This window comes from Paraburkholderia sp. 35.1, from assembly GCF_050436525.1.
Taxonomy (GTDB): domain Bacteria; phylum Pseudomonadota; class Gammaproteobacteria; order Burkholderiales; family Burkholderiaceae; genus Paraburkholderia; species Paraburkholderia tuberum.
Window position 1 is genome coordinate 2483145 of record NZ_JBNDMJ010000002.1, and the last position, 20809, is coordinate 2503953.

Genomic DNA, 20809 nt, shown 5'->3' on the forward strand with positions numbered 1-20809 from the left:
CGAAGACTGCGCTGGGCCGCCCCCATCATCCCGGCGCGGCCCAGCGCGCATTGCGACGTATCGCCTGTGGCGGTTGTCCAAACGCTCGAGTGAACGCATCGCGCATGCGGCGCGGGTCGGAAAATCCGGTCTGCTGGGCGATCTGTTCGACCGTATGGCGGCTCCTTTCCAGCATGAGTCGCGCGGCTTCGAGACGCAGTCTCTCGACGGCCTTGGCGGGAGATTGCCCCGTCTCCGCCCGGAACGCGCGGCTGAACTGACGCGGGCTGAGCCGCGCCACTTCGGCCAGTTGTTCCACCAGCAGCGGTTGCGCGAGATTCTTCCGCGCGTACGTCAGCGCGGACTGAATGCGATCCGATTTCGCATCGAGTTCCAGCAACGCCGAATGCTGGGACTGACCACCGGCGCGTCGATGAGAAACGACGAGCGTTTGCGCGACCGATCTCGCAACGTCCACCCCCAGATCGGCCTCGACCAGCGCCAACGCGAGATCGATTCCCGCCGTCATGCCCGCCGACGTCCAAATCGAACCGTCGACCGCGTAAATCCGGTCTTCCTCCACACGGATGCGCGGAAAATGCTTCCGCAGCGCGGACGCATAGACCCAGTGCGTGGTGGCGCGCTTGCCGTCGAGAAGGCCCGCTTCGGCCAGCACGAAGGCGCCCGTGCAAATAGCGGCGACGCGCCGGGCCGTCGCCGCGCTGTGACGTGCGTAGGCGAGCAGCCCATGGGACGGCCGCGCCGCGCCCGGATCGCCGCCCGCGAAAAGGACCGTGTCGAACGTTCGCTCTTCGAAGGGTTCGGTCATCACCGTGGGACCACCGATCGGTCTGACCGGCGCGCCATGTTCCGACAGCGTGAGTACTTCGTAGAACGATTCACCGAATTTCTGATTGGCAAACGAAAACACCGGCTGCGCGGCGAGCGACATGGCATGGAACCCATCGAACACGACGAACGCGACTGACGGCACGGCGATTCCTTTGAGTGGTGTCCTGAAACCGTAGTTTCTACGTCCTTTGCGATCTCGGCGGCCGCCCATATAAATGCGCTATGGATGCCCGGATTTGATTGAACGCGAATGAGCGGACCTCGACGATCCTTCCGCACCAGCGGTCGACCGACTCTTTCAGTTCCCATTCTAGTCACCGTTTCTTTATCGCAGGTCAGGAGAACTCCTCATGAAAGTCCTCAAATCTCTACTCGTCACCGCGCTGATGGCGGCGCCCGCCATCGCGAACTTGCCGGCGACCGCGCTTGCGGCCGAAGCGGCCGCGACGTCTGCCGCGTCGACGGACGACACGGCGATCCGACCGTTCACGGCGCACTTTTCCGACGCGCAGCTAGCCGACCTGAAGAAACGCATCGCGCAGACGCGCTGGCCGCAACCGGAGACGGTGTCGGATCGGTCGCAAGGCGCGCAGCTCGCGAAGCTGCAGGCGCTCGTGCAGTATTGGGGCACCGGCTACGACTGGCGCAACGCTGAAGCGAAGCTCAACGCGCTGCCGCAGTACGTGACCACGATCGACGGCGTCGATATTCACTTCATCTGGGTACGCTCGAAAAATCCCGGTGCGTTGCCGCTCATCATGACGCATGGCTGGCCCGGCTCGGTCTTCGAAGAGCTCAAGGTGATCGGACCGTTGACTGACCCGGTAGCGTACGGAGGACGGGCGGAGGATTCGTTCGATCTGGTTCTGCCATCGATGCCCGGATATGGGTTTTCGGGCAAGCCGGCAACGGCCGACTGGACGCCTGATCACATCGCGCGAGCATGGGAAGAACTGATGCGGCGGTTGGGCTATCAGCACTACGTCGCGCAGGGCGGAGACTGGGGCTCGGCGATCGCCGACAAGATGGCCGCGCAAAAGCCGCCGGGCTTGCTCGGCATTCACGTCAACATGCCAGCGACTGTCCCGCCCGAAATCGCAAAACGGCTGAAGGCAGGCGATCCGCCGCCGCGCGGACTTTCCGACAAGGAGAAAATCGCCTACCAGTCGCTGAACAATCTGTACACGCGCGGCGGCGGCTATGCGGCGATGATGGTCACACGTCCGCAGACGATCGGCTATGCGCTCGCGGACTCTCCGGTCGGGCAGGCTGCGTGGATGTACGACAAATTCGCGGACTGGACCTACAGCGGCGGCGATCCTGAACGGTCATTGAGCAAAGACGAGATGCTCGACGACATCACGTTGTACTGGCTGACCAATACCTCCACGTCGGCGGCGCAGCTGTACTGGACCAACAACGCGAACAACTTCAATAGCGTGAACATCTCGATCCCAGCCGCCGTGACGGTGTTTCCCGGCGAGATCTATCAGGCGCCCCGCAGTTGGACCGAGCGCAGCTATCACCACCTCATCTACTTCAACGAAGTGAACAAGGGCGGCCACTTCGCGGCATGGGAACAACCGCAACTTTTCTCGGAAGAAATTCGCGCGGCCTTCAGGTCGCTGCGCTGATCGCTGTCTCGCACGGCGTAACGTTCGAAGGAGATTCGCAATGTCGAATGAAATCAACAGGCGTCGTCGACGCCTTCTCGGGAGCGCGACATCCACAGCGTCGCCGAGGCTTCGCTGCGGATCGCATCGGCGGGCTATCGGGTGATCGTTCCACACTTGCGCGGTTATGGCACTCACAGGCGAAGTCGGCCAGATTGAATCAGTGCTGCACGAAGTGGATCCGCAGCATGCGCTAAAGATCAATAGGCGGGCGGCCATTGCCGCGCTTCGGATAATGCGGCTCGATCACCGCGCACAGTTGCGCCCATGGCACGATCGCGTTCATCGTGTCGAGAAACTCGTCGCGCCGCGTGCGTTCGCGGTGCGTCTCGAAACCCGTTCCCTGATCGGCTGCCATCGCCAGCGTCTGCTGCTTCATCCTGTTTCGCCTTCCTCGTTCGATCCGATCTCTGACGCCTGACGTACCGGTTCGGTGGACTTAATTAGCGTTGCCCTGGACGGGTCTGGCTTGGGTAGTCCCACATAGCATCTCTGCCTTGGCCAACGGACGGACAGCAGCGCGAGGAAGTTCTCGTGCTGCTCGCAGTTACGATGAAGCGTCTGGATGGGCGGGCACCGTGAATTGAAAGATCGCGCCGCGCGGCACGTTCGCGCTTGCCCACAATCGGCCGCCGTGCGCCTCGACGATCGAACGGCAGATCGGCAGCCCCATCCCCAAACCGGTCGGCTTGGTGGTGTAGAAAGGAGCGAAAAGGCGCTCGGCACTGTCCGCGGCAAAGCCAGGCCCCGAATCGAGCACCGTCACGAGTACACAGCCCGAGTCGGCTCTTGCCGTGCTGATGAGCAATTCCCGCACGCCATCGCTGACACCGCTCATAACCTCCATCGCGTTGATGAGCAAGTTAAGGAGGACTTGTTGCAACTGGACCCGATCTCCTTCAATTAGCGGTAATCGGTCCGCGAGATGCGTCTGCACCGAGGCGCCGTGCTTCCACGCTTCGCCACGGGTGAGCTCAATCACCTCGCGGATTGCCTCGTTGATGTCCACCGGTTCCTTCCGTGGCGGCGTCTTCCTGATCAGTTCATGGATGCGGCCGATTACGTCCCCCGCTCGGTTACCGTCGTTGACGATCCGGCCGAGCGCCTGCCGGGCCTTCTCGACTTCAGGAGGCTGGCCGGCGAGCCATCGCAGCGCCGCCTGGGCGTTGGTGACCGTCGCGGCGATCGGCTGGTTGACTTCATGAGCGATCGAGGCCGTGAGTTGGCCCAGGGTTGCGACACGATTCGCGTGCGCCAGCTCCCTTTGCACCTCCCGGTAACGCCGATCGCTCTCGTGGGCTTCGGTTTCGGCACGCTTGCGCTCGGTCAGATCCACGACGAATGCCACACCTTCCGTCCCGCTTGCGTCAAACGTGGCCAAACCGACCAGAACGGGCACACGGCTACCGTCCCTCCTGATGTACTCCTTCTCGTAAGGCTGGGCGCGCCCCGTCTGCCCGGCCTCCACCAGGGCCCGTTCGCTGCGCGGGAGCCATTCCTGCGGCGTCAGATCCCTCCAGCCTACGCGACCTGAGCCTATATCTTCACGCTCGTATCCCACCATGCGCAGAAATGCGTCATTGGCCTCGAGAATCTCACCATCGAAATTCCAGACAATGATCCCGATGATGTTGGCATCCACGAGGCGCCGGATCTTCGACTCGCGTTCGAGCAGTGTTTGTTCGGTGCGTTTGCGCTCGGTGATATCCATTACCGCGCCCACGAAACGGAAGCGATCCGGATCACAGCCGTTCACGCCATGCGCCACAGCTCGAACATACTTGATAGAAGCATCAGCCATCAGCAGACGATGCTCGACCGTAAATGCCTTCCTTTCGCTTGCGGCGCGGTCAATGATTTGCTGCACACGGACACGATCGTCCGGATGCGTCCGGTCGATGATGGCCTGCACGGTGGGCTTGATGGCAGCGTCGAGCTCGAATATTCGATAAGTCTCATCTGACCAATAGATGTCGCCGCTCGATGGGTTCCAGCCAAAACTCCCTGTGTGGCTCAGTCGTTGGGCTTCCGCCAGATACATCTCGCTCCGGTGTAGCGCCTGCTCGACGTTCTTGCGTTCGGCTCGCTCACTTGCTTCGCGCAGCGCGCGCCGCACTGCGGGCACCAGCCTCGACAGCCGCGTCTTCAGAACGAAATCGGTAGCGCCACTCTTCAGCGCCTCTACCGCCAGTTCTTCGCCAAGCGTGCCGGAAACCAGGATAAAGGGCACCTCGGGACGTTCGCGCAGAGTGACCTCCAATGCCGAGAGGCCGTCGAACGCCGGAAGTTTGTAATCCGCGAGAATCAGGTCGATTCCAACGGTTTTCAACGCAGCCTCGAAGTCCGCACGCGATTGCACGCGAACGATTTCGCAGCAGAGATGATCGGCTTGAAGGAACTCTTGAATGAGTTCGGCGTCATTCGCGTTATCTTCCAGCAACACAATGCGAAGCCCCGACATTATTGCCCCTTCCTCATGCTGCCTGGCGGCGGCTCATTGATGACTGCCCAGAATACGCCTAGCTCCTTGATGGCATTTATAAATTCATGAAAGTCGACCGGCTTTACTACGTACGCGTTTACCCCGAGTTTATAGCTTCGCATCATATCTTTCTCTTCGTGCGACGACGTGAGCACCACCACGGGAATGAGCTTCAAACGTTCGTCCGACTTCACTGTGTCCAGGACTTCCAAGCCATCGACCTTGGGGAGTTTCAGATCCAGTAACATGACTGAAGGGTTCTCGTCGTAGCGATCGACAAATTCCTCCCTGCAATAGAGGTAATCCAAGGCTTGCTGTCCGTCTCTGGCAACCACTACCTCGTTTGCCAAGTTACAGTCTGACAGCGCGGCCAGAGTGAGTTCGACGTCTCTCGGGTCATCCTCGACGAGCAGAATGCGTCCTAGTTGGTCCATGGTGTCCTCGCAGTCTTTGCCGTTGCACCGTGTGCCTTAGGCACTGAAAAATAGAAAGTAGCGCCCTGATCCACCCCCCCCTCTGCACGGACCTTGCCTCCGTGGCGGACGATGATGCGTTGAACGATAGCTAGTCCGATGCCAGTACCTTCAAACTGCTCCGGGAGATGCAGACGTTGAAAAACGCCGAACAGTTTATGCGCATACCGCATGTCAAAGCCTGCACCATTATCTTTCACAAACACCTCCACCACGTCTTTATTCGGGTCCACGCAACCAATCTCGATTTCGGCCCGCGTTCGCATGCGTGTGAATTTGACCGCATTGGCGACGAGATTGGCGATAACCAGTCGGAGCATGGGACGATCCCCGTAGCAGACCGGAAGAGGGTTGATTGTCCATACAATGTCTCGCCCGCTCGTTTCTTGCCCGATCTCCGCAACGACCTCCTTGACGAGCTGATCGAGGCTCACCGGCGTCTTTGTGGTCTCCACCTGTCCGACCCTGGAAAAGGCCAGCAAATCGTCGATCAGGTTACTCATTCTTTTTGCCGCCTCGACAATCGTTTGTATGTAGCGACGACTTTTATCATCGAGCGAAGAGGCCGCCTGTTTTTGTAGTAGCTCGGAGTATCCGATCACATGGCGAAGTGGCGCGCGTAGATCGTGCGAGACGGAATAGGCGAAGGATTGCAGTTCCTTGTTACTCGTTTCAAGCTGCTCAGCCCGCGCGGTGACTTCCTGATTGAGCCTGTGAATCTCGCTTTCTTTATGCTGACTCTGTTGCAATTCGGCCTGAAGGCGATCGCTGGTGTGACGAAGCTCAGTTTCGATTCGCCGTCGCGCAGCGACGAAACCGGCAAAGATCAAGCCCCATGCCGTGAAAACTAAAAAACGCGGAAAATCTTTGCTTTGAAGACCGATGGTGTACAGCGGCGCAGAAAGAAAATAATCGTAGGATGCCACCGATAGCACGACTGCCAGCACGGAAGGTCCTACCCCTCCGTACCAGCAAGCAACCCCGATGGCGAAGTTAAAAGGGGACCCGTAGATGTCGTGGATCCCGAAAAACCGGAACACGAGCGCCAGCCCAAGTGCAGCCCCAACGCAGACGACGGATAAGCCGTAGCGCAGAATCGGTGAGCGACTTTGCAAGTCCAGGTGCAAGTGCGCCAAGCTTCGCCTCATTTCCAAAGGTGCGGATCCCCTGAACTAAAAATTATAGTCGTCCCAGTTCCGATAGTTGAGCAGGCGGGGACGCCCCAACGCGGATGCGTTGGCGAGCCGGCTCATGCTTGTGCCCGTTGTCCGCCTCGATCATCGCGATGGTGCGGGTGTGGTCCACCAACGATTCGTCTGCCAAATAGACCGCCAGAAGTCTTCCGTTAAACCGATCAACACCGCTTGACAAACATGGATAGGCAAATCGGCGAATGGCAGCTCAGGGGTTCAGTAGCTGCCGCAGATGGGGTGCCGGGTTCAATGGGTCGGAAGTACCCATTCGGCTCTCTGGAGAAGCGGTCATTGGCAGGCTCCAGCCTGACTTCGCGCCGAAGAGGCGAGGCAGACAGGAAGCCTTCCACCATGAAGGTACGGACGCCGCGCGTCAAGACGGGCTGCAGACCACCGCGGTCAGCAACAACGGAATCACCGTGCGAACGGTAGCGTTGCTGCCAGCATCGCGCACGCGCGATTCGACCGCGTCGCTGGGAGCGGACAGCACAGCGCCGTACAGCGGGCCCGCGAACGCATTGCCGCGGCCCTTCTTGAACGTCCCGTCGTCCTGCTCGTACCCAAGCACGGCGTAGACACGAAAGCCGAAGGCCGTTATGTCGCTGCCTTGCGTTGGCCGAAACGCGTTGACCGAATTCGCCTCAACGTGCATCGGATTCGGGTCGATGTACTGGTTGTTGATGAGCTGCCCGATAAACGCGTGTGGACTCGCCCTGCAGTCGAATTGCCCATCAAGCGCGTACGCGTGCGCCGCGACTGGCCGGAAGCCTGCGCCTGACACCAGCAGTATGACGAGTACTTTTAGAAGACGGATTGCCATGGTGAACTTGCCAGAACCGCGGGGTCGACCGGCAAAACACGAGCCAGCCTGTAGTCTCGTAGATTTTCGCCGTCCGCGTGTGCGTGTTATGAGCGAACGATGCAGTTGGGGTAGGAGTCGGCTCAGCGGCTCGGCTCCGACCATGTCTGACGAATGGCCGATGTTCGCATGCGTACGCCGCTGTGATTGGCCTCGCACGAGCGTCTGAGGTTATGTGCCATCCCTGACATGCAGCGCGCCCATTGCGCTCCGGTCGCACCGCGGCCCGCGCCGCCGAATCCCGCGCCGGTCATCCCAACCGCGAGATGGACCTTCCTGTTTCCCCATCGGCGCGCAAGCGCACGGACGTCCTTGGCGGGCACGCCGGTTTCGCCCTCCTGCCACTCGGGCGTCTTGGGAACGCCGTCGGTTTCGCCCAGAAGATAGGCCCTCCACTCGTCGAACCCGGTCGTGCGGGTGGCGATGTAATCCTCGTCGTACAAGCCCTCCATGACCCATACGTACATGATGGCGGTGGCGAGAGCAGCATCGGTTTGCGGTCGGACCGGAATCCAGCGCCCGCCCAGCAACTGCGCGGTAGGGTTGCAGTGTGGGTCGATATGAACGAACTCTATGCCGAGGTCCTTGGCCCACAGGCGCCGCGGCGTGCCCTCGAATCCCGCGTAGGCCCCGTTGGTACTTTCGGGATCGCAGGACCAGAACACGATCATGTCGGCTTCCTTCAGGCAATCCTCGACGCCACCATTGCCGGATGGCACGCCGACGCGCATCGAGTTAACGAAATGCTGCATGGCGCCCCAGTACCAGCCTTCCCAGCTATCCGGATTGGCCGCGACCCGGGTGAAGCCGATCAACCGCGCAAGGGTCACAGCGCAGATCCAGTCAAGCGGCAGCCCGGTGCCATGCATCCCTTTCAGGCTCGCACCGCAGCGCGAACAACTGGCAACCTGCCCTTTCAGACGCGAAGGTTTGCGAAATAGCAGATCGCATTCCTGGCAGGCAATCAGTTTCTGACGCTCCATACGGACCGACCAGGATGAATTTTCTGGTGTCATTCGACGCGGCTGAAATGCCGGCTCATTTATGTTGTGGGTGCCTAACTAGCGCCTGGCACCACAGCTACTCTCGATGGATGGCGACCCGGTCAAGGGCCGCTCATCCCGAACTCATCGAGGGACGATCATTCTCTTGACGCGGCTACCGGCTGCCCGGCCGGCAGTTCGCCCATCGACTGGAACAGCGCCGCAGTATCGCTCATACGCTGGCTTGCTGCGCGAATCGAGCTGAGCTGTGCACTTAGAAACCGCTGCTCACTGGCATACTGTGCCGTAGAAGGCAGGGAGCCCATGCGATGGCGCGACGCCGTATCATCGAATGCCGCCCTCGCGGCCTCCGCCGCCGCTTCCGTCGACGCGAGTGTCTGTGCGTCGTTTTCCAGTGCGGCAAGCGAATCCGCGACATTCTGGAACGCCGACAGAACGGTGGACTTGTAGTTCAGCACGGCCGCATCGTAAGCGTCGATCGACGCCTTGCGGTGCGCGAGCAGCGCGCCGCCATGGAAAATCGGTTGCGTCAGGCTCGCACCAATGGCCCAGAGTCCGCCCGCGCCTGAGAGCACCGCCGGCCAGCTAAAGCCGCCGCGGCCCATCGAGGCCGTCAGCGACAGGCTCGGAAAGAGCTGCGCGATCGCAGCGCCGACATCGGCGGCTGCGGCCTTCAGGGCGGCGTCGGCTGCCTGTACGTCGGGGCGCGAACGCAGCAGGACCGACGGCACCTCGACAGGCACGTGTTCGGGCAACACCAGGCTGTCGAGATCGGGAACGGCCGGGGCGTTGTCCGGCGTGCGGCCCATCAGCACCGCGAGCGCATGGAGGGCTGTGGCGCGCTGCTGGCGTAATGCAGGAAGACTCGCCGCAGCCGTAGCCGCATCCTGCGTCGATGCGAGCGCCTGCGCACGGGAAACTGACCCGAGTGCGTACCGCTGCTGGTCCTCGTTCGCGACCGTCCTGGCCACGGCGACGAGCCGTTCGGTGAGCGCGATCTGGCGATCGAGTGCCGCCACGCTGATCGTCGTACCGACGATGTTTGCCGCGAGCGCGCGCCGCGCCGCCTCCAGTTGATACGCCTGCACGTCGACGCGAGCGGCGCTGGCCGCGTTCGCCGAACGCGTCGCACCGAACAGGTCAAAGGTGTAGGACGCGAGAACCTGTCCGGCAAAAAAGTTATAGCGAACCTCGCTGGGGCCAATGCCGGGCACAAGCGGTGTACGCCCGCGATCGACTTGTGCGGCAGCATCGATTGAAGGCAGCGTCGATGCGCCGACCTGGGCGCGCAGTTCCTGCTGCGCGGCTGCGAGCGTCCGCTGCGCAGCCCCGAGCGTGGGGCTGTTGCGCAAGCCTTCCTCGACCAGTGCACTCAGCGCGTCCGACCGGTAAAGCTGCCACCATTGCGGAACGCCCACTGCGCCGATATCGAACTGCTGCGCCACGCCGCCCGCTGCGACGGTCTTCGCCGGCTGTGCCTCGGCACCGTAGTGCGCAGGCGAAGGCATCGCCGGGGGCGCGCCGCTGGGACCGAACGAGCAGGCCGTCAATGCGAGTGCCGCTGTCACGGCAAGAACGGATGTTCTATACACGAGGCTCATGCTCAAATCTCCGTATGCTCGTCCACGACCGGTTGCATTCCGCGCTCGTCGTGCCGGACCCTGAAGCACGCCGCGTACAGCGCGGGCAGGAAGAACACGGTCAGTACTGTGGCGATCGTGATACCGCCCATCAGTGCGGTCGCCATCGGACCGAAGAAGCCCGAGCGCAGCAGCGGAATCAGCGCGAGGACGGCGGCGGCCGCCGTCAGCATGATCGGCCTGAAACGCCTTATGGTTGCGCCGATAATCGCGTCGAAGCGCGCATGCCCTGCCGCGATATCCTGATCGATCTGGTCGACCAGAATCACGGAGTTGCGCATGATGATGCCGAACATCGCAATCACGCCCAGCAGCGCGACGAAGCCGAAAGGCTTGCCGAACAGCAGCAGCGCGGCCACGACGCCAATCAGGCCGAGCGGCGCCGTCAGCACGACGATGAAGGTCCGCGCGAAGTTCTTGAGCTGGATCATCAGCAACAGCAGCACGGCGATGATCATCAACGGCATTTCGGCATTGATCGACGTCTGGCCCTTCACGCTTTCTTCGACCGCGCCGCCCACCTGAATGCGATAGCCGACCGGCAGCCTGGCGGTTTCCGCCGCGAGCGCACGTTCGATGTCGTGGGTCACGTCCATCCCCTGCGCGTCGCCGCGCACGTCCGCCTGCACCGTGATGGTCGGCTGACGGTCGCGTTGCCAGATGACGCCGTACTCTTGCGTATCGCGCACGTGTCCGAGCGAACCGAGCGGCACCGGGCCGTGGGGCGTCGGAATCGCGAGGCTCATAAGCTGCGCCGGATTGACACGTTCGCTCTTTGGCGCACGCAGATCGACGTTGATCAGCTTGTCGCGCTCGCGGTACTGCGTCACCGTGTAGCCCGATAGCGTCATCGCGAGGAAGTTCGACACGTCCTCCGAGGTGACACCAAGCTGGCGCGCCCTGTTTTGATCGATCTCGAACGAGATCGAGCGCTCCGCCGGCTCGTCCCAGTTGAACTGGACGTTGCGCGTGCGGGGATCGGCGCGGACCTTGTCCGACACTTCTTGAGCAAGCGATCGCACGGTCGCGATATCGTCGCCGCTCACGCGGAACTGGATCGGGAACCCGACAGGCGGACCATTCTCGAGCCGGGAGACACGCGTGCGCATGCCGGAGAAGTCCTTCTCGAGCATGCCGTCGAGCCAACGCATCAGTTCCTCGCGCTTCTCAACGCTTTTAGCCGCAATCACGAACTGCGCGAAATTCGGCTGTTGAAGCTGCTGGTCGAGCGTCAGGTAAAAACGCGGCGCGCCGGTGCCGACGAAGTCGACGAAGTGGTCGATCCCGGCTTTGCCGTCGAGCACCTTTTCAAGGCGCTTCGCTTCACGCAGCGTCGCTTCGAACGAGGCGCCTTCCGGCAACCGCAGATCGACCAGCAGTTCCGGCCGTTCCGAGTTCGGGAAGAACTGCTGCGGCACGCGCGTGAAGGCCAGCATGGAAATCGCGAAAAGCACGACGGTGACGCCGAGCACGACCCATCGACGCTCGACGCACCACGCAACCCATCCCGACAGGTGCCGGTAGAAGCCGGTGTTGCCGATTTCATGCGGATCATGGTGTGCACCGCCGGGTTGAGGCTTGCGTTCCGGCAGCAGGTGATAACCCAGCAACGGCACCAGCACGACGGCCGCGAACCACGAAACGATCAGCGCGATGGCCGACACTTCGAAGATCGAACGCGTGTATTCGCCCGTGCTCGATTTGGCGAGCGCAATCGGCAGAAAGCCGCATACGGTGACGAGCGTGCCCGTCAGCATCGGGAATGCCGTGCTGGTATACGCGAACGCTGCCGAGCGCGCCCGGCTCCAGCCTTGCTCCAGCTTCACCGCCATCATTTCGACGGCGATGATCGCGTCGTCGACGAGCAGACCCAGCGCGAGCACGAGTGTGCCGAGCGAGACCTTGTCCAGGCCGATATTGAAGATGTGCATGCACAGCGCGGTTGCCGCCAGCACGATCGGAATCGTGATCACGACGACCATGCCGGTGCGCAGACCGAGCGAGACGAGGCTCACGACCAGCACGATCGCCACCGCTTCGCCAACCGATTTCACGAACTCATCCACCGATTGCTTGACCGCGTGCGGCATGCTCAAAACCGGAGCGAGTTTCAGACCCGCCGGCAGCGTGGCCTGCAGTTCGGCGGCTTTTGCATCGAGCGCCTTGCCGAGGTCGATCACGTCGCCGCCCTTTTGCATCGTCACGCCGATGCCGAGCACCGCCTGGCCGCCGACGCGCATCTGGGTCACCGGTGGATCGTCATAACCGCGTGTGATCTTCGCGATGTCGCCCAGCCGGAACGTGCGCTTGTTGATGGTGATCATCATGTCCGCGAGTGCCTGCACGTCCTTGAACGCGCCGCTCGGACGCACGAACACGCGGTCGTCCGCGGTCGTGATGGTGCCGACGGGCGCCACGGCATTCTGTGCGTCGATCGCCTGAGCGAGCTGTTGCGGCGTGATCGAAAGCCGCGTGAGCTGCGCATTCGATATCTCGACGAAGATGTGCTGATCGGGGTCGCCAAAATAGTCGACCTTCGCCACACCGGGTATGCGCAGCAGGACTGTGCGCAGCTTGTCAGCGTAGTCGTGCAGTTGCGCCGGCGAAAAGCCGTCGCCTTCAAGCGCATAGATGTTGGTGTAGACGTCACCGAATTCATCGTTGAAAAACGGGCCGACGGTGCCCTTCGGCAGCGTCGCGGCAATGTCGCCGACCTTCTTGCGCACCTGATACCAGGTTTCCGGCACTTCCTTGACGGGCGCGGAGTCCTTCATGGCGAAGAAGATCATCGACTCGCCGGGGCGCGAGTAGCTCTTGATGTAGTCGATATACGGCGCCGCTTGCAGCTGGCGGCCGATCCGGTCCGTGATCTGTTCCTGCACCTCGCGCGCAGTCGCACCAGGCCAGTAGGTCTTGATCACCATCGTCCGGAAGGTGAACGGCGGATCTTCCGACTGCGCGAGTTGCGTATAACCGATCACGCCGAAAAGCGTGGCGAGCCCGATCAGAAAGATCACGAGCTGCTGATGACGTAGCGCCCAGGAGGAAAGATTGAAGCCGCCTTCGCCAGATTTGTCTGCCCCGGAAGACGGGACGGGCGCGCTGTTGCCTGCGGATTCACTGTCGCGCGCCCTCATGACGGGAAGTCCTCGGGATGAAGCGGGGGCACCACCTGCACATGCTGGCCCGCGCTCACGGCGTGTGCGCCCTGGAGCATGACGCGGTCGCCGTCGCGTAGGCCCGATCTGATCGAGACGGTGCGCTCGTCATATCGCTGGATAGTGACCGGGCGCAGTTCGAGTGTGTCGCTGCCGGCGCGCACCACCCAGACAGCGGGATGCTCACCCTCGTGAAAGAGCGCCGTCACAGGCAGCGTAAAAATCTGCCCCACGGGCGCGTCGCCGACGACATCGAACCCCACAATCGCCGTCATGCCGAGGCGCACGTCGCGGCTCGGGGCGGCCAGCGTCAGCTTGACGCGCCAGGTGCGGCTTTCTCGATCGGCAGCAGCCGATACCTCGCGCACGCGCGCCTCGAAGGTCTTGCCGGGTAGCGCCGGCAGCGTTACGCGCGCCATGCTGCCGACTGTCAGCGAGCTCAGCGTGCGCTCGGGCGCGTCGCAGACGATGTCTACGTCGCCCGTCCAGTCGAGGTGATAGATCGATTGGGTTCCCTGAACGTTCTGGCCCGTGTCGGCGTCCTCCGAGGCAATCACGCCGTCGTGGTCCGCTGTCAGCGTCGCATAGCGCAGATTGTCCGAGGCGAGCGCCATCTGGGCGAGCGCCGAGTCGCGCTGGGCGAGCGCGGAGGCGTAGGCGTCCTGCGTCTGTTCAAGTTGCGCCGGCGCGATCAGGTTCGCCTGCGCCTGCGCCTGATCGCGGTCGAGCTGCTGCTTCGCGTAGACAAGTCGATGTTCGGCGGCATCGAGCTGGGCTCGTGCGTTGGCCAGGTTATTGCGCAGGTCGGTCGGGTCGAGCAGTGCAACAACCTGTCCCGCCTTGACGGCATCGCCGAGATGAACCCGCCGTTCGATGATTTTGCCGCCCACCCGGAACGAAAGCACCGTCGAGTAGCGCGCCTGCACCTGAGCCGGCAGCGACGCACCTACCGCGCGCCCGTCGGCGTGAACGGCCAGAGCGACCACGGGCTTCGGCTCAGGAGCGGCGGCTTCGCGCGACTGGCATGCCGACAGCAGGATTGCGCTGCAAGCCGCGACCATCACGTGCGTCCGCTTGGGCGATCGTATGAACGAAGATAAGAAGATACGTGCAATTTCAGGCGCGACAGGAACGGAATGTTTCACGATGTTCACAAGGCAGAGGATTGATCCAGGTAAAAAATTTCCCGATGCTGTAGACCCGCCATGCAATGAAGCACGGTTCGCCGTCAGCATGGGCGCGCAAACAATCTCTATCAGTACGTTGGATTCCTACATATCGCCATGGCATGCCGGCGACATGCGCCCTGCCGATGGGACGCGCGCACTCAGTGTCTGATTCGCGCGCTTACATGCATACTTGCCTCACGGGTCTTTTGCTCTCTACGCCGGCATCGACAAAACTACCGATAAATCGCCTGCGCCAGCGCGCAGGGCCCGGTCGAGTTCCTCCTCGGCTATCAGCTGCCGGTGCAGCACCGCCTCTCTTAGCATGCTGCATCTGGAATGCGCACCGGGTATGCGAGCACTCTTGCCGCCAATATAGGGATTTGCCGCAGTCGCCATCGCGCGACGACACTCGGGCATCTCCCGGATCTGTTCGGAATTGGCCGCGATCTCCCTGATGCAATGCTCGGCCAGCGTCTTGCATGGATGCACCTGAACCGATTCAGCCGCGAACGTGACCGCGACGTCGCTAGCCAAAATCCGGAGTGCCATCTGACGGACGACATCGGAAATCACCGCATTCGGTCTGCCAGGCGTGACAAAGGAGTCGGTCCGCATCCACGCGAGATCGATTTCTGGCACGTCGAATAGTGCCCGGATGGATATCAGATGGAGGTCACTGCACGCGTTCGAAAGCTCGACGGCGATGTCGGTCAAAATGCCGGAAATCCGCAAATACGCGGCGCGTTCCTGGGTTCTTTCAATCGGAGTTGACGCCATAGGCAAACCGAGCGCGGTCATTGCGTTTACTGCATCAACCGCTTCAACTTCAACCGCTTCGACTTCATATCCGGAATGGGCCGTAGCGCCCGCGTCAATCGTCGCGCGAAGATAGATTTCACGAAGCTGCGCGGATGACGCTCGCAACCTGACCATCTGTTCGTCCAGCATAAGCGCATGCGTCAAAAACTTGAAACCCAGCGTGGTGTGAACTGCATCGTATAACTGGGTGGTTCGGTCGAGTTGCAGCAAATCGCGGAATTCCTCCGCCTTTCTGACGAAGGCCGACCGCAACGCATCGCACCCGTCACATAGGTGTTCAATCGCAACGCAGATCGAGATCCTAAGTGCGGTCGAATAGACATTGCCGCCTCCGGGACACATGCGCGCACCTGGATCCAGATGAACATAGTCGCCGCGCGGACGACCCAGAAGTTCAAGAGCGCGGTTGCATATCACCTCGTTGGCGTTCATGTCGTTCTCAGTGTCAGCGCGGCCCTGAGTCACATCGACGAAGCACTGGTCACACAAGCGTCCTTTCTGCGCCGCCACGCAAGAGGCGACGATTGCGTCACCAAGTGAGGGTTCGAGTCGATGCAACTCGGCATTCACTTCTGCGACAGCCTGCTTGACTGCCGCCAGCGCATTCCGCAGGTTTGGGTATGCGCCTACCGGCGTCCCCGATATGGGACAGTTCTCGACGGCGCCAGGCGTGTGAATGCCATATCGCGCTTCCTCGGGTATTTCCCGCTTGCCCAGCGAATCGTATTCGACCCGGAAACCTGGTCTGCCGATCTCCATATTCACTCCTTCCAAGGACGAGTGCTTGCATGAGACACGCAATAGCCAATAGCGGCCGCTCTGCTTATCAAAGGCAGAGCTGGTTCGGACGGGGTTCGTCGGTATGCGTTCCGGTCGAACGAGGCGAGAAGCTATATTCGCGGCAGGCATTGGTGCCTGGATAGAGCCAGTTACGCAAAATGTTTGACATGTCACTTCCTTAGCAGCCGTTGGTGAGACCACGATCTCGTGAAGCCGGTGTATAGCCGCATGTTGATTTCCGGCGCCCAATGCGGGTAATTTCTGACGGCTAATCGGAGTGCACCGACTCGGCGCAGAAACGGGCCGAGGAAATACCCCGGTTTCGCAGTCGATGACTATCGCGAAGCCAAGGCGCGCGGACGCTAAAACGCCATTGGGGTCGATGGGGCAACGCAAAAAATACTCATCGCACACAGGAAAGAGAAAACTTTAGCGGCATGGCGAGCGCCGAGTAGCGCGGCAATGCCTGGGCCAACAACACCGGTCTTGTCGACACCGCCGAGGTGAACGCAGCGTCACCGATGTTCAACAGGAAGTCAGATACTGTCTGGATGAGCGTTCGCCAGAAGACGACATGCGTCGCAGCGGTGACAGCGAATCCGGTATTTCGCCGTTTGACGTCCCGACGCCAAGGATGTGCTTGCGCAAACTGTAATGCCTTCACTCGTGCTCGTTCGTCAAACATGGATTACTTCTCCAGGAGGGTGTGACGGGATCTCCATTATCAGTATGCGTATCGAGGTCTGGCTCGCACGCTACCGTGCATCCGAGCCGCGCGAATGCCACTGGACCATCACGTTTCGGACGCCGCCGGATGAATCAGACTCCGTCGATCGCCCCTGTGCAAAGGCGCCGTCCACATTTCCCACGATAGACGCTAGCGACCCAGGAAGATATCGTACCGTCGGTTATCGCGCTTCTACCTGCCCGTCTAAAGCCTATACGGCGGTATAGCGCAGGCGGCGACAGGGATAAGACCAATCCGCTCAGGTGTAGGGTCCAATACCGTCGTTCAGCAGCGTGCGGAAAGCCGGCGTGTACCCATGCGTGTTGTTCCGGTGGCCGCGATAAAGCGATTCGTTTTTTCGCCATCTCATCGCTCGTGCCTGCACCGCAGCAGCTATCGTTTTACCGAGATATCGGTGACGAGCCAAACGTTTGTCGCGTCCGTCGAGGTATCAACATATACCGTCACCAATACACTGGAGCGAAGCGGCCGCGACTGCCTCCTGGAAGTGCGCGACGACGGTCGTGGCGAAAACGGACGTCGGTTTTCCTCGCAAACGACGGAACCTGGTCGCGACGCACGCTTCACTATCCTGTGGCTGATCAATCAGCATGCCACCGGCCGCTACGACTCGCGAACCCTCGCATCAGACGAACCCGTACCGCTTACCGAGAGCGGCGAGAAGATCTGGCCACTGATCGACGCTGGCGCCGTCGTGAATCTCCTCAAGTTCGCACAGCAGATCGACAATGCCCGGATCGTAGGCATTGACGTTGGATGCATACAGCGCCTGCAGCAGCTTGCCGTCCCGGGCGTGCCGATAGTACGAAATGCCGATCCCTTCGATGTCCGGGTGATAGAACTCGTCGCTAACGAGCGATCCGACCGCGCACACGCGGTCGTTGTCGCCGCGCAGCCGGCATGAGCCGTTCTCGTCCTCCGAGACGGCCCCCTGGTTAAGCAGATGAGCGCTGACGCGCTCGTAGATCTCTCTTGCGCACTGCATCACGACACCTGCAACCCTCAAGCAGCGGCTTTCAGAAACGTGGCCGACAGGGCAAATTGTCGAGCAATTGATGCCAGCCGCTCACTCCATTCCCATGTGCCAAATACATCGTGGACGTTCTGCAGACAACTAAGCAATTCGACAGTCACCGGATCGGACACATCGATGCGCGAGCGAAGCAGCGCGCGCTTGAGCGCCGCGACACCGATATCCATATAAGCCGGCACGTCCTTTGGCGGTTTTGCGACGTAGCGGATGGGCACGCCTTCCATTGCCGTCATATAGTCGCGCGGCTTAATGAAGCTGCCGACCGGACAGCTACCGCAGTAGCCTCGATAGGCGCCGCCGCCGCGAGGCAGCAGGGAGGCTCGCGCCTGGCCGAATAAATGCTCTACAGCGTGGTCGAAAATCTCCTGACGTGTCAGGAAGCTCCGGCTTTTCATGTCCACCTCTTTGCGTCTTTCGCATCGGTCAGTCGTTGACAACGGGCAGCCTGCGCTCTAAGTATCAAACGTCGCCGCCGGAACAAAGGGGCTGCTGCGAATACAAGCGACGCGAAGTTTTGACGGAACCTCGATTTGGCTCGAAGCCGCCTGCGCTAGTCAGACCGGAGGCCGTTGTAGGCGCAAAGCGCGGCTGCATCGGGCATGGGTTTACGGTACAGCCGCGACCGAAATTGGGCTATCACACGGAAGGAAGGAACGCCTCTACGTTGGGATGCACCGGCACAGTGCTCAGTGTTGCGTGAACATACGGGCGTATAGGCTCTGCCTCCGAGATTTCGATAACGATTGCTTACGCGACGCGAGTGGGCGACTGTGGAGCCGTAGCCGCATGCTGCTCGAGCAGCTCTTCCGGGTCACCGCGCCAAAGCGGGGGCTCTACGCCGCGATATGGTGAGCGTGATCGTTGCCCGCGAGCGCCGGATACCATCGCTCGAAGCATGAGACACCGGCGTGGGGCTGCGCGACCGAGAGCTGGAACACCTTTTTTGAATCGTTTTATACGACGAAAGCGGGAGGCAAGGGCATGGGCCTTGCCATTTGCAGGTCCATTGCCGAGAGTCATGGCGAGCGCATCGACGCAGGCGCCGAACAAGCCTGGCAGTGCGGTGTTTCGCTTCGCCATCCCTGTCGAACGGCACGATTGTCCGCGTGCAGCAACTCAGCGCGCCTAAGACCGCAGGTTTAAAGCCCGCGGCGGCAGGGGCGGTTTGCGGCTGCGTTTGTGCTGCCGGGGCATGCAGCGGCCAACAGCAGCTGTTTTCCGGTATCTCCTGCTCTTGTGCTGCCCCCGCGTCAAGCGGGGCCGGGTGGCTGCGCTTGCCAAGGCGCGCAGAGGTAAATCTGCAGCACGCCTCTGGCATCGACGACATAGTAAGCTCCGAACAGAGGGTGTATCCCTCGCCCCATGCCGCGGTTCATGTTCTAGCCGCTTCGTGCGATGCATTGCAGACGTAGATGCAAGGGTAGCGGGCCGCTTGGGCGGCGGCAAACCTCCATTCGGACATTTACCTACTCCCGTTTTACCGTGTCATACTTGAAACGCGTCTTACGGGCGCAAAAAGGCGCGGATGCGTCTCTGTCAAGCGGGCGAAATGTTTCATCTGTCCGCCGCATTGTGGCGTGTTGAGGACTCGTTTATGGCTACCGATCGGCATGTACCGTCGTCCACGGGTGGAATCCGCGGCTCGACAGTCTTCGTCGTCGACGACGAAGAGTCCATCCGCCTCGCGCTGTGCGATCTACTGGAGTCCGTCGGGTATTCCGTCGAGACGTTCTGTTCCGTGCAGGAATTCGTGACGTTTCGCAAACCCGCCGGCCCGAGCTGTCTCATCCTCGATGTCAGGCTCAAAGGCGAAAGCGGTCTGGCGTTCCAGCAGGCGATGGAACGCGAGGGACTGCAAATGCCGGTTCTCTTCATGACGGGACACGGCGACATGGAAATGTCGGTGCGAGCAATGAGAGCTGGTGCATTCCATTTTTTCCCGAAGCCATTTCGTGACCAGGATATGCTCGACGCGGTTTCCGAGGCAATTTCGAAAGACTCGCAACGCCTCGAAAAGGAACACAGCCTCGCGGCTGTACGCGCCGCGTATGCCTCGCTGACGCCGCGCGAACGCGAGATCCTGGCGCTGGTGGTCAGCGGAATGCTCAACAAGCAGATCGCCGCCCAACTCAACCTGAGCGAAATCACGGTGAAAATCCATCGCGGCCAGTTGATGAAAAAAATGGACGCGCGCTCACTCCCGGATCTCGTCTTCAAGGCCGCCGCACTCGAAATTGGGCGGCAACAAACAAAGCCGCGCCCTTAGGCTCGCGCCAGCCGCCATTGACGGAAAGAGGTCCGAAAACGCTGTTTTGAGCGCCCCTGCCTAAATCCCGACGTTGCCGAGTGCTCGTTTCAGGAGCGCCGCGTCCACGGGCTTGTCGAGCAGCGTGATGGCTGTGCTGGACTGCACCTGCGCTCGCAGCGCGTCGCTGGGAAACGCGCTCACGAAGATCGTCGGCGGCGCGGCGCCCAGTGCGACAAGACGGTCAAGCAACTCCAGTCCTGACATGCCGGGCATGCGGACGTCGGAAAGCAGGACTCCGTTTTCGGTGCGACGGTGCGACGCCCGCGCCGCCAGATAGTCCGCAGGCAGCGAGTAAGTTTCGGTCGAATAGCCAAGCGATTGCACCAGGCTTTCGAGCGCCAGGCGGGATGATTCGTCGTCGTCGACAATCCAGACGATCCCGGAAACGGAAGCCCGCGGCTGTCGTTGCGAGGGGCTTCGGGAGGACATAAGGTCGCTTGCCAATGATTGCTTATTCAATCTAGACCCCGGAGCGTCGACTTGTCCATCATACCGACGTATGTCTGACTATCCCTTCCGGAATGATGAGACGCAGTGCGTCGGCCCCCGCATCGAGACTTGCCGGGCGCGCCCTCGCCCAGGGTTTCATCGTACGAGCGCCGTCCAAGGAACCTTGAGTACACCTCTCGTGGCTAATCT

At 61.2% G+C, this 20809-nt stretch carries 17 protein-coding genes and 2 pseudogenes; 4 read left to right on the forward strand and 15 right to left on the reverse strand.

The window, feature by feature from the left end; all coding sequences use genetic code 11:
• Positions 1-25 precede the first annotated feature (25 nt).
• On the reverse strand, positions 26-973 hold the full coding sequence (locus OKW27_RS17260) for a GlxA family transcriptional regulator (RefSeq protein WP_429334195.1): 948 nt from the start codon (positions 971-973) through the stop codon (positions 26-28).
• Positions 974-1181: 208 nt separating this feature from the next.
• Between OKW27_RS17260 and OKW27_RS17265 the strand changes: the two genes are divergently transcribed.
• Positions 1182-2465 carry an epoxide hydrolase family protein gene (locus tag OKW27_RS17265; protein WP_429334196.1) on the forward strand — a complete coding sequence of 428 codons (1284 nt, stop codon included), beginning with the start codon at positions 1182-1184 and terminating at the stop codon, positions 2463-2465.
• A 202-nt stretch (positions 2466-2667) separates the two neighbouring features.
• On the opposite strand, the pseudogene OKW27_RS17270 reads toward OKW27_RS17265, so the two are convergent.
• From OKW27_RS17270 to OKW27_RS17310, 9 genes and pseudogenes are all read right to left on the reverse strand, one after another.
• Positions 2668-2883, reverse strand: a pseudogene (locus OKW27_RS17270) (IS5/IS1182 family transposase); the annotation flags it as partial.
• A gap of 168 nt (positions 2884-3051) precedes the next feature.
• The gene (locus OKW27_RS17275) at positions 3052-4965 is read right to left on the reverse strand and encodes an ATP-binding protein (RefSeq protein WP_429334197.1); all 1914 of its coding nucleotides are present in this window, start codon (positions 4963-4965) and stop codon (positions 3052-3054) included.
• Positions 4965-5420 (reverse strand): response regulator, encoded by a 456-nt coding sequence (locus OKW27_RS17280; protein WP_429334198.1) that lies wholly within the window; start codon positions 5418-5420, stop codon positions 4965-4967. Before OKW27_RS17280 ends, OKW27_RS17275 begins: the two co-directional genes overlap by 1 nt.
• Positions 5408-6595 (reverse strand): ATP-binding protein, encoded by a 1188-nt coding sequence (locus OKW27_RS17285; protein WP_429334199.1) that lies wholly within the window; start codon positions 6593-6595, stop codon positions 5408-5410. Before OKW27_RS17285 ends, OKW27_RS17280 begins: the two co-directional genes overlap by 13 nt.
• Before the next feature lie 430 nt (positions 6596-7025).
• Positions 7026-7472, reverse strand: a complete 447-nt coding sequence (locus tag OKW27_RS17290; protein WP_429334200.1) for a hypothetical protein — start codon at positions 7470-7472, stop codon at positions 7026-7028.
• A 227-nt stretch (positions 7473-7699) separates the two neighbouring features.
• Positions 7700-8338, reverse strand: a pseudogene (locus OKW27_RS17295) (molybdopterin-dependent oxidoreductase); the annotation flags it as partial.
• A gap of 314 nt (positions 8339-8652) precedes the next feature.
• Positions 8653-10116 carry an efflux transporter outer membrane subunit gene (locus OKW27_RS17300; protein ID WP_429334201.1) on the reverse strand — a complete coding sequence of 488 codons (1464 nt, stop codon included), beginning with the start codon at positions 10114-10116 and terminating at the stop codon, positions 8653-8655.
• A gap of 2 nt (positions 10117-10118) precedes the next feature.
• A complete protein-coding gene (locus OKW27_RS17305; RefSeq protein ID WP_429334202.1) occupies positions 10119-13292 on the reverse strand; it encodes an efflux RND transporter permease subunit in 3174 nt (1057 codons plus the stop codon).
• The gene (locus OKW27_RS17310; protein ID WP_187620071.1) at positions 13289-14374 is read right to left on the reverse strand and encodes an efflux RND transporter periplasmic adaptor subunit; all 1086 of its coding nucleotides are present in this window, start codon (positions 14372-14374) and stop codon (positions 13289-13291) included. Before OKW27_RS17310 ends, OKW27_RS17305 begins: the two co-directional genes overlap by 4 nt.
• A 25-nt stretch (positions 14375-14399) precedes the next feature.
• Here OKW27_RS17310 and OKW27_RS17315 point away from each other — a divergent pair, with 25 nt between their 5' ends.
• Complete coding sequence (locus OKW27_RS17315; protein ID WP_143037265.1) at positions 14400-14651, forward strand: hypothetical protein; 252 nt, start codon at positions 14400-14402, stop codon at positions 14649-14651.
• 44 nt (positions 14652-14695) lie between these two features.
• Here the strand turns inward: OKW27_RS17315 and OKW27_RS17320 are convergent, their stop codons facing one another.
• From OKW27_RS17320 to OKW27_RS17335, 4 genes are all read right to left on the reverse strand, one after another.
• A complete protein-coding gene (locus OKW27_RS17320; RefSeq protein WP_429334203.1) occupies positions 14696-16060 on the reverse strand; it encodes a lyase family protein in 1365 nt (454 codons plus the stop codon).
• A gap of 424 nt (positions 16061-16484) precedes the next feature.
• On the reverse strand, positions 16485-16766 hold the full coding sequence (locus OKW27_RS17325) for a hypothetical protein (RefSeq protein WP_429334204.1): 282 nt from the start codon (positions 16764-16766) through the stop codon (positions 16485-16487).
• Between the two features lie 688 nt (positions 16767-17454).
• The gene (locus tag OKW27_RS17330) at positions 17455-17814 is read right to left on the reverse strand and encodes a hypothetical protein (protein WP_429334205.1); all 360 of its coding nucleotides are present in this window, start codon (positions 17812-17814) and stop codon (positions 17455-17457) included.
• Between the two features lie 17 nt (positions 17815-17831).
• On the reverse strand, positions 17832-18257 hold the full coding sequence (locus tag OKW27_RS17335) for a hypothetical protein (RefSeq protein ID WP_090810464.1): 426 nt from the start codon (positions 18255-18257) through the stop codon (positions 17832-17834).
• Between the two features lie 466 nt (positions 18258-18723).
• Between OKW27_RS17335 and OKW27_RS17340 the strand changes: the two genes are divergently transcribed.
• Together OKW27_RS17340 and OKW27_RS17345 are read left to right on the forward strand one after the other, a co-directional pair.
• On the forward strand, positions 18724-19005 hold the full coding sequence (locus OKW27_RS17340) for an ATP-binding protein (RefSeq protein WP_429334206.1): 282 nt from the start codon (positions 18724-18726) through the stop codon (positions 19003-19005).
• 451 nt (positions 19006-19456) lie between these two features.
• Positions 19457-20128 (forward strand): response regulator transcription factor, encoded by a 672-nt coding sequence (locus OKW27_RS17345; protein WP_429334207.1) that lies wholly within the window; start codon positions 19457-19459, stop codon positions 20126-20128.
• A gap of 60 nt (positions 20129-20188) precedes the next feature.
• On the opposite strand, the gene OKW27_RS17350 is transcribed toward OKW27_RS17345, so the two are convergent.
• Positions 20189-20629, reverse strand: a complete 441-nt coding sequence (locus OKW27_RS17350; RefSeq protein ID WP_429334208.1) for a response regulator transcription factor — start codon at positions 20627-20629, stop codon at positions 20189-20191.
• Between the last annotated feature and the right edge of the window lie 180 nt (positions 20630-20809).

Coding starts and splice junctions, on each gene's coding strand:
- OKW27_RS17320 (WP_429334203.1), bottom strand. CDS start 16,060: ATGGAGATCGGCAGACCAGGTTTCCGGGTCGAATACGATTCGCTGGGC.
- OKW27_RS17330 (WP_429334205.1), bottom strand. CDS start 17,814: ATGCAGTGCGCAAGAGAGATCTACGAGCGCGTCAGCGCTCATCTGCTT.
- OKW27_RS17275 (WP_429334197.1), bottom strand. CDS start 4,965: ATGTCGGGGCTTCGCATTGTGTTGCTGGAAGATAACGCGAATGACGCC.
- OKW27_RS17345 (WP_429334207.1), top strand. CDS start 19,457: ATGGCTACCGATCGGCATGTACCGTCGTCCACGGGTGGAATCCGCGGC.
- OKW27_RS17265 (WP_429334196.1), top strand. CDS start 1,182: ATGAAAGTCCTCAAATCTCTACTCGTCACCGCGCTGATGGCGGCGCCC.
- OKW27_RS17325 (WP_429334204.1), bottom strand. CDS start 16,766: ATGTTTGACGAACGAGCACGAGTGAAGGCATTACAGTTTGCGCAAGCA.
- OKW27_RS17290 (WP_429334200.1), bottom strand. CDS start 7,472: ATGGCAATCCGTCTTCTAAAAGTACTCGTCATACTGCTGGTGTCAGGC.
- OKW27_RS17280 (WP_429334198.1), bottom strand. CDS start 5,420: ATGGACCAACTAGGACGCATTCTGCTCGTCGAGGATGACCCGAGAGAC.
- OKW27_RS17300 (WP_429334201.1), bottom strand. CDS start 10,116: ATGAGCCTCGTGTATAGAACATCCGTTCTTGCCGTGACAGCGGCACTC.
- OKW27_RS17310 (WP_187620071.1), bottom strand. CDS start 14,374: ATGGTCGCGGCTTGCAGCGCAATCCTGCTGTCGGCATGCCAGTCGCGC.
- OKW27_RS17305 (WP_429334202.1), bottom strand. CDS start 13,292: ATGAGGGCGCGCGACAGTGAATCCGCAGGCAACAGCGCGCCCGTCCCG.
- OKW27_RS17315 (WP_143037265.1), top strand. CDS start 14,400: ATGAACGAAGATAAGAAGATACGTGCAATTTCAGGCGCGACAGGAACG.
- OKW27_RS17335 (WP_090810464.1), bottom strand. CDS start 18,257: ATGAAAAGCCGGAGCTTCCTGACACGTCAGGAGATTTTCGACCACGCT.